This window comes from Lacticaseibacillus zhaodongensis, from assembly GCF_009687905.1.
GTDB lineage: Bacteria > Bacillota > Bacilli > Lactobacillales > Lactobacillaceae > Lacticaseibacillus > Lacticaseibacillus zhaodongensis.
In genome coordinates, this window is record NZ_BLBG01000006.1 from 66,209 (window position 1) to 80,238 (window position 14,030).

The 14,030-nt window shown below is 53.5% G+C and carries 14 protein-coding genes and 1 tRNA gene; 7 read left to right on the forward strand and 8 right to left on the reverse strand.

All coding sequences use genetic code 11. The annotated features are described in order from the left end of the window. Positions 1-44: 44 nt before the first annotated feature. From GN107_RS06105 to gltX, 3 genes are all read right to left on the reverse strand, one after another. Positions 45-1,697: a glycoside hydrolase family 13 protein gene (locus GN107_RS06105; RefSeq protein WP_155287100.1), complete on the reverse strand. Its 1,653-nt coding sequence runs from the start codon at positions 1,695-1,697 to the stop codon at positions 45-47. 218 nt (positions 1,698-1,915) lie between these two features. Further along, a tRNA-Val gene (locus GN107_RS06110) sits at positions 1,916-1,988 on the reverse strand. Between the two features lie 133 nt (positions 1,989-2,121). After that, positions 2,122-3,609, reverse strand: a complete 1,488-nt coding sequence (gene gltX, locus GN107_RS06115) for a glutamate--tRNA ligase (protein WP_155287099.1) — start codon at positions 3,607-3,609, stop codon at positions 2,122-2,124. Positions 3,610-3,762: 153 nt separating this feature from the next. On the opposite strand from gltX, the gene GN107_RS06120 reads away from it, so the two are divergent. After that, on the forward strand, positions 3,763-4,683 hold the full coding sequence (locus GN107_RS06120) for an aldo/keto reductase (protein ID WP_155287098.1): 921 nt from the start codon (positions 3,763-3,765) through the stop codon (positions 4,681-4,683). A 358-nt stretch (positions 4,684-5,041) separates the two neighbouring features. Here the strand turns inward: GN107_RS06120 and GN107_RS06125 are convergent, their stop codons facing one another. Then, a complete protein-coding gene (locus tag GN107_RS06125) occupies positions 5,042-5,758 on the reverse strand; it encodes a sulfite exporter TauE/SafE family protein (RefSeq protein WP_155287097.1) in 717 nt (238 codons plus the stop codon). 343 nt (positions 5,759-6,101) lie between these two features. On the opposite strand from GN107_RS06125, the gene GN107_RS06130 reads away from it, so the two are divergent. From GN107_RS06130 to GN107_RS06150, 5 genes are all read left to right on the forward strand, one after another. Beyond that, a complete protein-coding gene (locus tag GN107_RS06130; RefSeq protein ID WP_155287096.1) occupies positions 6,102-6,359 on the forward strand; it encodes a GlsB/YeaQ/YmgE family stress response membrane protein in 258 nt (85 codons plus the stop codon). Between the two features lie 14 nt (positions 6,360-6,373). Then, positions 6,374-6,904 (forward strand): alkaline shock response membrane anchor protein AmaP, encoded by a 531-nt coding sequence (amaP, locus tag GN107_RS06135; RefSeq protein WP_155287095.1) that lies wholly within the window; start codon positions 6,374-6,376, stop codon positions 6,902-6,904. A gap of 12 nt (positions 6,905-6,916) precedes the next feature. Beyond that, positions 6,917-7,114 (forward strand): hypothetical protein, encoded by a 198-nt coding sequence (locus GN107_RS06140; RefSeq protein ID WP_155287094.1) that lies wholly within the window; start codon positions 6,917-6,919, stop codon positions 7,112-7,114. Positions 7,115-7,116: 2 nt separating this feature from the next. Beyond that, complete coding sequence (locus tag GN107_RS06145) at positions 7,117-7,491, forward strand: Asp23/Gls24 family envelope stress response protein (protein ID WP_155287093.1); 375 nt, start codon at positions 7,117-7,119, stop codon at positions 7,489-7,491. Between the two features lie 82 nt (positions 7,492-7,573). Continuing rightward, positions 7,574-7,957: an Asp23/Gls24 family envelope stress response protein gene (locus GN107_RS06150; protein WP_371863479.1), complete on the forward strand. Its 384-nt coding sequence runs from the start codon at positions 7,574-7,576 to the stop codon at positions 7,955-7,957. A 427-nt stretch (positions 7,958-8,384) separates the two neighbouring features. On the opposite strand, the gene GN107_RS06155 is transcribed toward GN107_RS06150, so the two are convergent. The 4 genes from GN107_RS06155 to GN107_RS06170 form a co-directional block, all read right to left on the reverse strand. Beyond that, the gene (locus GN107_RS06155; RefSeq protein ID WP_155287092.1) at positions 8,385-9,842 is read right to left on the reverse strand and encodes an amino acid permease; all 1,458 of its coding nucleotides are present in this window, start codon (positions 9,840-9,842) and stop codon (positions 8,385-8,387) included. A 319-nt stretch (positions 9,843-10,161) separates the two neighbouring features. After that, complete coding sequence (locus GN107_RS06160; RefSeq protein WP_230678574.1) at positions 10,162-11,436, reverse strand: PIN/TRAM domain-containing protein; 1,275 nt, start codon at positions 11,434-11,436, stop codon at positions 10,162-10,164. Positions 11,437-11,578: 142 nt separating this feature from the next. Next, positions 11,579-12,958 (reverse strand): DNA repair protein RadA, encoded by a 1,380-nt coding sequence (gene radA / locus GN107_RS06165; protein ID WP_155287091.1) that lies wholly within the window; start codon positions 12,956-12,958, stop codon positions 11,579-11,581. A 21-nt stretch (positions 12,959-12,979) separates the two neighbouring features. After that, entirely contained in the window at positions 12,980-13,519 is a 540-nt protein-coding gene (locus GN107_RS06170; protein WP_155287090.1) for a dCTP deaminase/dUTPase family protein, read from the reverse strand. A 187-nt stretch (positions 13,520-13,706) separates the two neighbouring features. Between GN107_RS06170 and GN107_RS06175 the strand changes: the two genes are divergently transcribed. Further along, a complete protein-coding gene (locus tag GN107_RS06175) occupies positions 13,707-14,000 on the forward strand; it encodes a GNAT family N-acetyltransferase (protein ID WP_155287089.1) in 294 nt (97 codons plus the stop codon). Positions 14,001-14,030 lie beyond the last annotated feature (30 nt).

Here is a 14,030-nt window from a genome sequence, read left to right on the forward strand (position 1 = left end):
ACCGCGCCAAAGTCGGCGCGGCTACTCTCGCTTTGATTTCATTTCTAATACCGCTGGAACACAACACTGGCGTGCGCGCCCAAGGTCAACTCGTTTCCCGTCTGACCGTACGCACCTGCTGATAAAAGCGCCGTATATTCGCCAGCCGGCAACGTGAACACCGCATCCCTCGCGGTTAAATTAACAGCCACGAGCACCGTTTCCAGCGCCGTTTGCCTCGTGTAGACATACGTGCTGTCCCCAAAATCAAGCAGCCGAAACTTTCCTTCTTGCAATACGGGTTCTGCCTTAATTGCTAGTAACTGTTTATAAAAGTTCAGCATGCTATTCTTGTCTTGTTTTTGCGCGGAAACTGGAGCCGTTTTGCTTGCTGCGCCATTCAGCCATGGTGTACCGGTAGTGAAGCCACCATGCGCCGAATCGTCCCAAGACATCGGCCCCCGTGCGGGCAACTTATGCGTAGCGCTGACCATTTTGAGGGCGTCTGCTTTGGCTTTTCCTTGCGTAATCGCCTTTTTCACGAATGCATCGACGGATGGGTCTGCGAATTGGCTGCTGGAATTGAACTGCAGATTTTGCATCCCCAGCTCTTCACCGTAATAAATGATTGGAATTCCCCGTTGCAGGTACATCAAGATTGCCAAGCTTCGCGCCTCAGTTTCTGAATGCGCTACACGAGTTGCCAGACGCGCCATGTCGTGATTGCTCCAGTAAAGCGTGGGTAAAGATGCTAACGTCTGCTGCCAAACAACTTGGGTTTCACGGAACTGATGCCAGTCGATTGACGTAGGCTGGTACTGATGTGGCAAAGTGTCGTCAAGTGCTTCTTCATCTGTGGTGAAATAGCGGAACGTAATTACTGAATCCATCAAGTGCGCGTACGCACTGGTGTAATCAACCGCCAGATTCACACTCGCACTAGCAGCTTCCCCAAGTAAAAACGCCTGCGGATAATCAGCCTTAATTCGCTCCGCAAATGGCCGCAACCACTCCTGCACCTTTGGCAAGTTTGCAAAGAATGGCTCCGCAACAATTGGCTCGTTATCATCCCCGGCGGTCGGATAATTTTGGTACAAATCACCCTTTGCGATGTGAATGAATGCGTCCAGACGTAAGCCGTCAATCCCCTTACCCAGCCAAAATTCGGCCACATCGCCCATTGCTAACCGGACTTCGGGGTTGGCCCAGTTCAAATCGGGCATCCGCTTATCGAATAAATGAAAATAGGACTGACCGCTACCACTAGGATCCGGCGCCCAGACAGAGCCGCCAAAAAAGCTACCCCAATTATTTGGCTTGCGGCCATTTTTACCGGCAAAAATGTAGTAGTCGCGGTAAATGCTATTTTTGCTCTTAACTGCATCTTGAAACCATGGATGTTGGTCCGATGTGTGGTTCAACACAAAGTCCATGATGACGTGAATCCCCGCCGCATGCATGTCAGCAATCAACGCTTCCATATCAGCCATGGTTCCCATCCGTTCATCAATGGCATAATAATTGGCCACATCGTAACCGTTATCCACTTGCGGTGAAACAAACACCGGATTGAGCCAAACGGCATTGATTCCTAAATCCTTTAAATACGGTATTCGCTGGCGAATCCCGTTCAGGTCCCCTATCCCATCACCATTACTATCCTGAAATGACTTTGGGTAGATCTGGTAAATAATTGCGCGGTCATACCAAGACGCCATATTCATCCCCTCCTTCAGCTTCAAGATTATCGGCTCATCATAGCTACAACAAGCTAAAGGGAACTGTTAGCGGTAACAGGCTTGATCTGTTAGGCGTTAGTACCCATCTGGGGGGCAATCTTTCGTAGTTCACAGTAACTACTGCATAGATTCGCAAATGCGAACCTGAGGACAAAAAAAGAGCCGCAGCAACTTTAATTGCTACGGCTCCACTATGATGGAGGATACAGGGCTCGAACCTGTGACCCTCTGCTTGTAAGGCAGACGCTCTCCCAACTGAGCTAATCCTCCATGACGTCACCAACCAGATAACATTAATACTATACCCTGTTCGGCAAGGCCCGTCTAGTAGTAATTTCGATTTTGACCAAATAGTTTGCGGATACCAAAAAACGGCCACCAGCACTGGCGACCGTTCATCAACTTAGTTCAATTTTGAGAGCACGTATTCCATGTTTGCGAGGACCTGCTTGCGGCCGATCAGCTCCAGAGTTTCTGGCAACTGGGGACCGTGCATGACGCGGGTCGTGGCAATTCGGATCGGCATGTAGAGCTTGCGGCCCTTCGCACCAGTCTCGTCGCGTACTTCGTTAGTTGCACGCTTGATGTTCAGTGCGGAGAATGGCTTGATGACCTTCATCTTCTCGTAGAAGGACTTGATGACCGGCAGCGCCTGGTCGTCAGCAATCTCCTGCATGTCCGTGTCGTTGAGTTCAGCGGGCTTGCTGAAGAACAGGTCGGCGTCGTCAACGATTTGGGCGGTATAGCTCATCTGCTGCTTGTACAGGTTGGTGACCTGACGAACCCATTCGATAGTCTTAGTATCCGGGTCTTCCGCGACCTTACCCGCACGGATCAAGTTGTCCAGGGCCAGGCCGGCGATTTCGTTCTCATCGCTGTTCTTGACGTACTGGTTGTTGACCCATTCGAGCTTCTTCTGGTCGAACTTAGCCGGACTCTTGCTCAGCCGGGCTGGGTCAAACTGCTTGATGAACTGCTTCTTGGTGAAGATTTCACCCTCACCCTTAGGGGACCAGCCCAAAAGGGTAATGAAGTTGAACATCGCTTGCGGCAGGTAACCGAGTTCCTTGTACTGTTCGATGAACTGCAAGATGGTCTCGTCCCGCTTGGACAGCTTCTTACCCGTCTCGGTGTTGATGATCAAAGTCATGTGGCCGAAAACAGGTGGCTCCCAGCCGAATGCTTCGTAAATCGCCAGCTGCTTTGGCGTGTTGGCAATGTGGTCATCACCGCGCAGGACGTGGCTGATCTGCATCATGTGGTCATCGACAACAACCGCGAAGTTGTAAGTCGGCATGCCATCGTGCTTCTGGATGACAAAATCCCCACCGATTGAATCGGAGTCGATGCTGATGTCACCCTTAACGATGTCGTCCCACTCGTAAGTGTGATCTGCAGGAATGTGGAAACGAATAACTGGCTTCAAACCCTTCGCCTTGGCTGCGGCAATTGCTGCGGCCTTTTCGTCTTCACTCATGCCCGCGTATTCGTAAACGTAGTGCGGCATCTGGTGGGTTGCCTTTTGCTGTTCACGTTCTGCGTTCAGTTCGTCCTCAGTCTTGTAGGATTCGTAGGCATAGCCTTCATCAACCAGCTTCTGAATCAGAGGCTTGTAGATGTCGAGCCGTTCTGACTGCCGGTAAGGACCGAAATCGCCGCCCACGTCAGGGCCTTCATCCCAGTCAATACCCAGCCAGTGCAAGTTGTCTTCCTGGCTCTTTTCACCGTCAGCAACGTTCCGCTTCGTATCAGTGTCTTCGATCCGCAGAATTAATTTTCCGTTGTTGTGCCGTGCAAACAAATAGTTGAATAAAGCCGTCCGGGCGTTACCAATGTGTAAGTGCCCAGTCGGACTCGGTGCGTAACGCACACGAATTGGTCGATCTGCCAATTTTTCCGCCTCCATATATAAGTCACAATACCTGATTCAGTCTACCACATAATTGGCGGCTTTCAGAGTGCATATGTGCAGTATCCGCTTTCAGGGCGCATCTGACTGTGTTAGATTAGAAGCGAACCATAAACGAATGGAGGAACCGAGTATATGAAACGAATCAATATCGGTCAAAGTGGGCTAATGGCTTCACCAATCGGCCTGGGCGTCATGCGCATCACTAAGCTTAATGAGGAGCAGGCAACCGCCCTGCTGGAAAGTGCCTACGCGTCCGGCGTCAACTTCTTCGACAACGCCGACATCTACGCGGATGGTGAATCCGAGAAGCTGTTCGGAGCCGCACTCAAAAAGGCCAGCTTCAACCGTAGCGACGTATTAGTGCAGACAAAAGTGGGCATCGTGCCCGGCAAACGGTACAATTTCGGCAAGCAGTACATTTTGGATGCCGTCGATGCCAGCTTGCAGCGGCTGGGCGTTGATTACGTCGACTCCCTGCTGCTGCACCGGCCCGACCCACTGATGGAGCCCGATGAGGTTGCCGAAGCCTTCCTCACCCTGCAAAATAGCGGCAAGGTGCGCCAGTTTGGTGTTTCCAACTTCAACCCAATGCAGGTCGAGTTGTTGCAGCAGGCCGTTCCGCAGCGCCTGATTGCCAACCAGCTGCAGTTGTCCCTGAAGCACACCGGCATGATCGACTTCTGGCTGCACACCAACATGGCTGATGACCACTCCATCGACCACGATGGCGGTGTCCTCGAATACAGCCGCCTCAAGGGCATGACCGTGCAGGCATGGAGCCCATACCAGTACGGGATGTTCGAGGGTGTCTTCATCGACAACCCGAAGTTCCCGAAGCTGAACGCAAAACTGCACGAAATGGCTGACAAGTACCACACCAACGTCAACGCCATCGCCGCAGCCTGGATCCTGCGCATCCCCGGCAACACCCAAGTCATCGCCGGCACGACCTACAAGGACCGCATCGCCCAAGTGGCGGAAGCTGCCGACGTCGTGCTTGATGGGCAGGATTGGTATGATCTGTACTTCGCTGCAGGGAATGATCTGCCATAGAAATAGGATGCGCAGCGGGGCGCTTAGAAGGTGAGGACTAACGTACTTCTGGAGTAATGCCTGGTCTTTAGGCATTACTTCAGAAGTGTGTTAGCCGCAGCCTTCTGCCCCGCGCAGCTCAACTCGGCACCGGATGCAGGATGCGGAGAGGAACGGTTTGAAGGTGAGGACTAGGGTGCTCTGGGCTAAATGCCTGGTCTTTGGCATTTAGTCCAGAGCATTCTAGCCGCAACCTTCAGTTCCTCGCAGCTCAACTCGGCACCATAAATTCAAACCATTTCAGCTTAGCTTCTATACTAAACCAAAATACTCCGCCTTCTGAATCGCAAGAAGGCGGAGTATTTTTTTGTGCCTATTCCTAGTGAAAAATCAAATAATACAACCCGCTAATCCCAATAAAGATGTACACCAGCTCCTTCACGCGGTCCGTGTCCATCCTGGTGATCAGCCGGTTCGCAATCGCCGTCCCGACCAGCGAGCCGATCATTCCGAACAGCACAAACTTCAGGTCGCCGAAGCTCAGCACGTGGGTAGCAAAGCGTAGCGTGCTGACGTAAATCGTGTCCAGCATGAAGAAAGTCTGAATGCTTGCCAAGTACTCCTCTTTCGTGCGCGCCAGGGTCAAGAAGTACAACGCCATCAGCGGCCCACCGATGCCAAACAACCCGTTGAAGAAACCCGAGATAATCATGAAGATTCCGGCGATAAACAGTGGGTAGCGTTTTGCACTCGCGCTCTTGTACAAGGTGAAATACAGCGAGAGTGCAATCAGCAAGCCGCCCAGTAACATGCGCAAAATGTGGGTGTCGAGGACCAGGCCCAGGTGCACCGACAGCGTTGCGACCGTCGAATAGATAATGAAGGGGATAATGAGGCGGCCCCACTTGATGGACTTGCGGTAGCGCCACACCATCATCAAGTTGGCGGCGGCCATCGTCAAAGTCGACACCCCCGCCCCTTGGCTGATTGGCAACAGGCCGGGCAGAAAAATCATCAGAATAATTCCGGAGCCGAAACCGGTCAGCCCCTGAACGAGCCCCGCCATGAGTCCGGGCAGTAACATCACAATTGGCATTTGTGTACCTCCTGGTGGATTAGGTGGCCAAACGTTTGGTAACCCCCTACAGTTTTAGCACGTCCGTTACGGGAGCACTAGTTAAGATTACGAATCAGCCCTTTGCTCAACGCATAACTTAATGCTAATGACGTTATTGCCGCATTCTTGTAAATATTAATTATCGTTAATCGTCCAATGCGTTTCGTATGTAAATAAACCGATTATATGAACTTTTAACGATTAATTGTTAAAAAACATTCTCCAGCTTATTGAACCGCTTACAGGCAACATGTTAGCCTTAACTTAGGGTAGTTATTAGGACTATCCACTACATCACAACTTGCTAAAGGAGGCGAGAATTATGTTACACCTTATTTGGGTCCTGATCATCGGTGCGGTGATCGGCGTAATCGGTTCTCTCATCGTGGGGCGCGACATGCCCGGCGGTTGGATCGGAAACATTATTGGTGGCTTGCTCGGCGCATGGCTCGGTAGTTCCCTGCTGGGCTCATGGGGCCCGCAAGCAGCTGGCATGGCCATCTTCCCTGCCATTATCGGCGCGATGGTCGTCGTATTCGTTGTTTCATTAGTAATTGGTAGCAGCAGACGCAAGGCTTAAGGAGGCGGACCCCCATGCGACCAAGCACAAAGGTAATTTTGGCCCTAGTCGCAATTCTGGTCTTGCTTCAAGCCGCAGTAGTAACAGCTGTGGTGTGGCCCCTCACCAGCATCAGTAATCTGAGCCTGATCTGGGAGTGGCTGCGCATCGTTGTCCTCGCATTGACGGCGGTCGTTGCCGTGGTGGGTTTAGGCCTGCTCGGAGTCGCACTTTTGCGCCGCTCCAGCAGCCGCGACCTGCACATTAAGACTGACCGCGGCGAGCTGGTCCTCAGCAAACAGGCCGTCGAAAAGAGCGTGGCGGCCGCGGTGGCCAGCGAGCATGATGTTAAAGATGTGCAGGCCGACGTTAAGCTCCGCCGCAACGAGGTGACGCGTGCCAAGGTGACCGTTTCACAGTGGCAGGTTGCTGACGCTCAGAACTTGGGCCAGACAATCGAAAGTACGGTCCGTGACGAACTCGCAGCGACCCTCGGTGTGCCCGTGCGGCGGGTCCGGATCCGCATTCAGCAGGCTAAGGGCAAGGCCGCAGCGCAAGTCATTTAGGAGGTGCCGCAGATGAAACAAGGATTAACGGGTGCCGCAATTGGGATCGCCATCGCGGTCGTCCTGCTGCAGTGGGGCTGGCTGGCGCTGCTATTGGTTCTGGCCATGGGCGCTGCCGGTTACGCACTTGAATGGTGGCTGGCGCCCCGGCTGCCGCGCATCAAAAAGTGGCTCCGTGACGGCAGGCACACGCTCATGAAGGAGGACTGACCATGGACACGGCAACGCAACCCGGGGGCCAGCTCACTTTTGAAGACAAGGTCATCGCCAAAATCGCGCGCCTGAACGTTCAGGACATCCCCGGCCTCCTGGAAATGGACGGCAACGTGGTGGACTCCCTCACGGAAACCATCACACAGGATGAACGCGTGACTAAAGGTATCAAGGTGAACGTCGGCGACAAACAGGTGGCGCTCGACTTGGCGGTCGTTCTCAAGTACGGCACGGATGCACGGCAGTTCTACACGGAAGCGTGCACGCGCATCACCGCCGCACTCGAGCAGATGACCGGCCTCAAGCTCGTCGCACTGAACTTGAATGTCAGCGACATCATGACCGAACGTGAATGGCGGCAAAGTCAGAATTAGCCAAGAAAAGGAGAAACCAATGGACGCAACTATGACACCAAAGACCACCACGCCAAGCACAAGCAAGACGGAGGTGAACAAGATGCAGACAGAACTCAAGTTTGACGACAATGTTATTGCCAAAATCGTGGGCATCACCAGCAGCGAAGTCAAGGGCATCCACAGCATGCACGGCGGCATGATTGCGAACGTTGCGGACAAGCTGCGCAAGGAAGACGACCCTACTAAGGGCGTGAGCGTAGACACCGACGACCAGCATGTCACCGTGAACCTCGACGCTGTGCTCCGCTATGGTGAATCAGCACCGGATGTATTCGACCGGGCGACTAAGGCCATCGCGAAGAACGTCAAGGACATGACCGGCATGACCGTTGACGGCGTGACAATGACCGTTAAGGACATGTTGACGGAAGACGAAATCGAAGCAGAAGAGGCCAAGAACAACGACGACAACGATAAGAAGTAGGCGAAAGTTCGCTTGCACTAACAAAAACGGACCGGCTGGACAAAAGCGATTTTGCCAGCGGGTCCGTTTTTGTTTATCTAGTAGTTAAAGTCTGAAAGCTACTTTGAAGTTACAAAGACTACGCTGCCGGCCGTTCCACTGTCCATTCCACTAAGGGCGCAAATCGCCCAAGTGGAAGTGGCGATTCCTGACCAATCTTAATTATGGTGAGGAATCGACCACCTTCGCTACGCTACGGATGTAGGAGAGTAAGCGGTAAACCGCTAACTCTCCCGGCATAAAAACGTGCTCCACAACGCAGCTCCTACTCCGTTGTCCATTCCACTACGGGCAGCGAGCCGCACTAGTGGAAATGGCTCCGCTTAGCCCAAAACTGGCACATTCCCCAAGCCCGGGAATATGCCAGTTTTCTGCTAATGCTCAGAAGCTAACCGCGTTGTGGACCACTCTGTTTCTTGTTCCCGTGCCGCGCAATCAGCGGCAGGATCAGGCCGAGAATCACGAAGATGATCGGGGTGATGATGTTCAGTGCAAACTGGAACCACCAGGAACTAGGGTTGGCAGCCATATCGATTTTCGGGACCATACCCAGGATGCAGGCAAAGGCCGTGAAGGCGAAACACCAAGCCCCAACGATTGTCCCCACCGTCTTGTTCTTCACGAACATGTACTCGGACTTGTAGCGCTCCAGGTGCCGGTTCAGCATGAAGTAAGCGAAGAAGACCCAGAGGTAACGCAGTGGCATGACCACGGAATTAAGGTTCAGCAGCCACTTGTAGAGTTCGTTCATGCTGCCGATACCAAGCGCCGGCACCACAATCAAGATGCTGACCAGAATTCCGGTCAGGTAGTAACCATTGATCGGCGTGCCGTGCTTGTTGAGCTTAGCCAACTTACGCGGAATGAATTCTTTATCCGCATCACCCAGCATGATTTTCAGCGGCGCGTCAATGGAAAACGCCAGCGCGGAAATCTGGGCGAGCGTGTTGGCGATTGCGTACAGGATCACGAACAACCGGCCAACGTGGTAGTAACCGCCCAGCTTAGCAAAAGCCTCGTACGCACCGTTTGCCATCAGGTCTTGGGGGATGTGGTGGCCGTTAAAGAGCATCCCCATCGCGAAGGACCCGAGAATCGCGCAGAGGGCAACCATGCCGGCGAGTACCAGCATCCCCAGCGGGAATTCCCGTGCGGCGTTCTTGGTCTTGTTAACGTAAGGTGAAATTTTTTCTGCCCCACCGACCGCGAAGACGAGCATTGAGATGGTGGTGAAGTAATTGAAGTTCAGCTTGGGCAGGTAGGTACTGATTTTGCCCATGTCCGGCGTTGCAATCACCGCGCTCTTAGTCATCAGCGGCGCACTCACGGCCAGGATGATGAACAGAATCGACATGATAAACATTGCGGTCCCGGCCATACTGCCGATGCGGTTCAAAGTTGTAAGCCCGCGGGCGGCCACCCACAGGAAAACCAAGAACAAAGCTAGGCAAATCAGGGACACCGTCATCGCCGATGCGGTGTTCACGAAGGAACCATTGCCTTTGAATAGCCAGCTCAAGGCAATCAAGATCCCCTGCGGTTTCTGTGCTAAGTACGGAACGTGCACGACCCAGTATGTCCAGGCTGCGTAGTACGCGAGTCGTTTGGTGCTGGTCTGCTTGACCCAGGACGAAACCCCACCGGCCGCATCCTTAAAGGTTGACCCTAACTGCCCGACAATCAGGGCGTACGGAACGAAATAGAGCAGCATGATCAAGATCCACGAGGTGATCACGGTCAAGCCCTGTTGCGCGTAGTTGTTGACAACGTTGCCTAAGCCCCAAACGGCAACAAAGGCAATCAGCGCCACGTTGAACCAGCGCAACTGCTTTTCATTGTCAGCCATTGTTATTACCTCCCTCTGTATAAGTTGGCCCCCGTAGCGGCGACGTGGGCTCCGGTCGAATTATGTCTCACCGCCAATATTAATGATACAGGCCAAAAGCCTTACTTGCACAGGAAGTACGGGAAAATCTGCTAATGATTTTCTAACAGTTAGCTTGGCGAATTATGTCACAACACTGAAAGCTTGCCACAGCAATGTAAGCACTTACTAACTTGACAATTATTTCCCGGGAAATCTGCGCACAAAAAGTGGGGCCAACTCGCTGCTGCGAAATTAGCCCCACTTTTTTAACTTATTTGCGCTGCATAATCGCGGCTAATTACTTGCGGCCCCGATTGTGCTTGTGATCAGTTTGCTTGTTTGTCTTGGCATTACTAGCCTCCGCTTTGCTCGCGGCGGCATCGCGCGCATCGGCGTTGGTGTTCCGCGTTGCGTCGACCTTTTCGCCATCCTGGTTGCGAATGGTGGTTGCGCTATGCTCCGGCTTGGCAAAAATCATCCGCCCAGCGCTGGTCTGCAGTGCCGAGGTGACGACAACGGTGATGTCCTGGTTCATGTAGTACTGGCCATCTTCGACAACGACCATCGTGCCCTCAGGTAGGTAAGCAACCCCCTGCTGGCGCTCGGTCCCGGCCTTGACGACCTTGACCTGCATGGTTTCGCCGGGTAGCACTTCTGGTTTGAGCGCACTTGCAAGTTCATTAATGCTCAGAATCGGCACATTCTGTAGGCGGCTCACCTTACCCAAGTTATAGTCGTTCGACATCACGATGCCGTCGATTTCCTTAGCAAGCTTGAGCAGCTTCCCATCGACCTCGCGGGAGCCATCAAAGTCCTTATCGGTCATCTCGAGGTTGATGTGCGGGTCCTTTTGCATCTGGCTCAGAATGTCCAGACCCCGCCGGCCGCGTTCGCGTTTCAGCGCGTCTGCGGAATCACTGATCAGTTGCAGCTCGTGCACCACGAAGTTCGGCACCAGCAGCGTGCCTTCAATGAACCCAGTCCGCGCAAGGTTCTGGATGCGGCCGTCGATGATGACTGAAGTGTCCAGAATTTTGTACTCGTGGAAGTTAACGAGGACCTGCGTTGAAGCCGCGGCTGGCGCGTCGTCCTTCTTCTTACTGCCGTCCTTATCGTTGTTCTTCCGCAGGTTGCCCAGAAACTGGCCCCACTCGTGCCGCCGGGTGGTCCCGATGCGAAAGCCCAGGTAACCAAAAACAATCATCAAAATGATCGGTGGTACCGTGGACAGAAACTCATTGGGCAGCCGGTAGAATAATAGCTGGGAAACTAAGTTAGCCATAATCAAACCAACGATGGTTGAAAGGCTACCGAACAGCAGATAACTTGTTGACTTGGTATTCAGATTCTTTTCAGTCCGGTCAATCAAGTCAACAATCGAGCGAACGGTGAGTGCGGAAATAATGAGCAGAATAACTGCCCCAATAATTGCGTTAACTACAAAATTATTAATGATATGATTCTCGCCCTGACCAACGAGCCGCCACAATGATGGCAGACCTGCGATTCCGGCAATGATTCCAATAATAGCGAAAATAATTACGACAATTCGCCGTTTAGTGGCTGTTTTCATTCTCTGACCTCCTTTATCAGTATTGCTTAAATTGTACGCCACAAAGCGCCCTGATGATTGCGACTTAGGACGGATTTTGCGTGATTTTTATCTGAAGATTGTGTGACCAATCTCCAGCAGTACTTACTCACCTTCTTTCAGTTTACTTAGCGAACACCTTGTGCAGTGTTTCGGCAATGCTGCTGACGCCTACGACCTGGATCGACGCGCTGGGCGTCCAGCCCTTCAAATTGTTGCGCGGGACAAAAATCCGCTTGAAGCCGAGCTTGGCGGCCTCCTTGACCCGATCTTCAACCCGGTTGATGCGCCGCACCTCACCGGTCAGACCGATTTCACCGACGTAGCAGTCCGTTGCCGGCAGCTCAACGTCACGGTAAGAGCTGGCGATGGCCACCGCAATCGCGAGGTCGATTGCCGGCTCGTCCAGGCGCACGCCACCGGTTGCCTTCAGGTAGGCATCCTGGTTCTGCAGCAAGAGGTTGGCCCGCTTTTCGAGGACGGCCATGATCAGGCTGACCTTGTTGTGGTCCAAACCGCTGCTGGTCCGCTTAGCGTTGCCGTACATCGTCGGGGTAAGCAAGGCCTGAATCTCGACCAAAATCGGTCGCGTACCTTCCATCGACACCACGACCGCCGAACCGGTCGCGCCGGCGAGCCGTTCCTCGAGGAAAATCTCGGAGGGGTTGGCCACTTCGCTCAGCCCGTTTTGGCGCATCTCAAAAATCCCGATTTCGTTAGTGCTGCCGAAACGGTTTTTGACGGAACGCAGGATGCGGTAAGTGTGGTGCATGTCGCCTTCAAAATAGAGCACGGTGTCGACCATGTGTTCCAGAATTTTGGGGCCGGCAATACTGCCGTCCTTGGTCACGTGGCCGACGATGAAGATGGTGATGCCCTTGCTCTTGGCGAGCCGCATCAACTCAGCCGTAACTTCACGGATCTGGGCAACCGAGCCCACCGCCGAATTCATGTCGGGAACGTTCATGGTCTGCACGGAGTCAATGATCAGGTAATCCGGCTGAATCTCGTCGACCGCGCTCATGATGCTGGGCATGTCGGTTTCCGGATACAGCAACATTTGCGAGTCCGAAACGTGCAGGCGCTCCGCCCGCAACTTGATCTGGCTAGCACTCTCTTCACCGGAAACGTAGAGCACCGTCCCGTGGTCTTTAGCCAGCTGGCCACTAACCTGCAGCAGCAGGGTCGACTTACCAATGCCGGGATCGCCACCGATCAGGATGAGGGAGCCGGGAACAATCCCGCCGCCCAGCACCCGGTTGAGTTCGTTCAATTTAGTGGTGACCCGCGCCTCGTGCGTTGTGGTCACGGCGTTCATTCGCTGCGGGCGGACCTGGCTGCCACTTTTGGTAACCCGGGGCTTGCTTGTTGCAGCAGCACTAGCAGGTTCAACGGTCTCTTCGACCAGGGTGTTCCACGCCCCGCACTGCGGGCAGCGCCCGAGGAAGGAGGCGGAAACGTAACCGCAATTCTGACATGTATACCGTGTTTTTGTTTTCGCCATTGGTCAATTCCTCCCTATTATTTAGAAACCGGTCGAGCCGAAGCCGCCCTGGCGCTTGCCACCATCCCCAGTGTCACCGTCCGCGGTCAGGTACGGCATGAAGATGCCCTGGCCGATGCGCTCACCCTTTTTGATGACCACATCGCGGGGGTTGAGGTTCACGAGCTGGAAGAAGATCTCGCCCTCGTTGGCGTCATTATTATAGTAATCAGCATCAATGACCCCGATTCCGTTCGGCAGGATCAAGCCGCGCTTGTACGGACCGCTACTGCGGTTAGCGAGGATCAGCACCTCATCCGGCTGCATGAAGGCCTTGATCCCCGTTGGCACCAGCAGCGGCTTCAACACCTTGCTGGCCCGCGCGTAGTCCTCGCCCGTCAAGGGGTGTTCGTTCTTGATCAGCCGGAACAAGCGGATGAAATCATAGCGCCAGATACTCTTCAGGACAAAATCCTCCCGCGCACAGAAGTCGTACCCAGCAGCGTTAGTGGTGCTCCGCTGCGGCAAAGTTAACCCCGCCTGTGCATACTTACTGACGACTTCGAAACCTCGTTTAGCCATAATTTTCCTCCACTTGGACAGTCCTCTAATTACCATCTAGCATACCACGAACGTGCACGAACTTTACGGGCAAAATCGGGCAAATCTGCCGGGCTAAATTCATCACCGTGCGCCTACACTGCGAGCTAAGCCCAAGTGTAGTAAAATGGACGTAGCAAAATTAATCTAGTTAGCGGGAGGGATAGCAATGGACTTTCAGCACGAAGACGGGCGTTACTTCTTGCAAGACGAAAACGACAAGTTACTGGCGGAAATCAATTACCCGCCGATTGACGACGGCAAAAGTGTCGTCATCACCCACACCTATGTGGACCCATCACTGCGCGGCCAGGGCATCGCGGGTAAATTGGTCAAACTGGTCGTTGATGAGGCGCGGGCAAAAGGCTTCACCATCGAGCCAGTCTGCACGTATGCCCGCCACGCATTCGCCAAGCATGCTGAGTACGCGGATGTCCTGCGTCCCGTCAAACCCGAAGAGTAAATTCACCCCTGGTCAACAACGCAAAGGAGC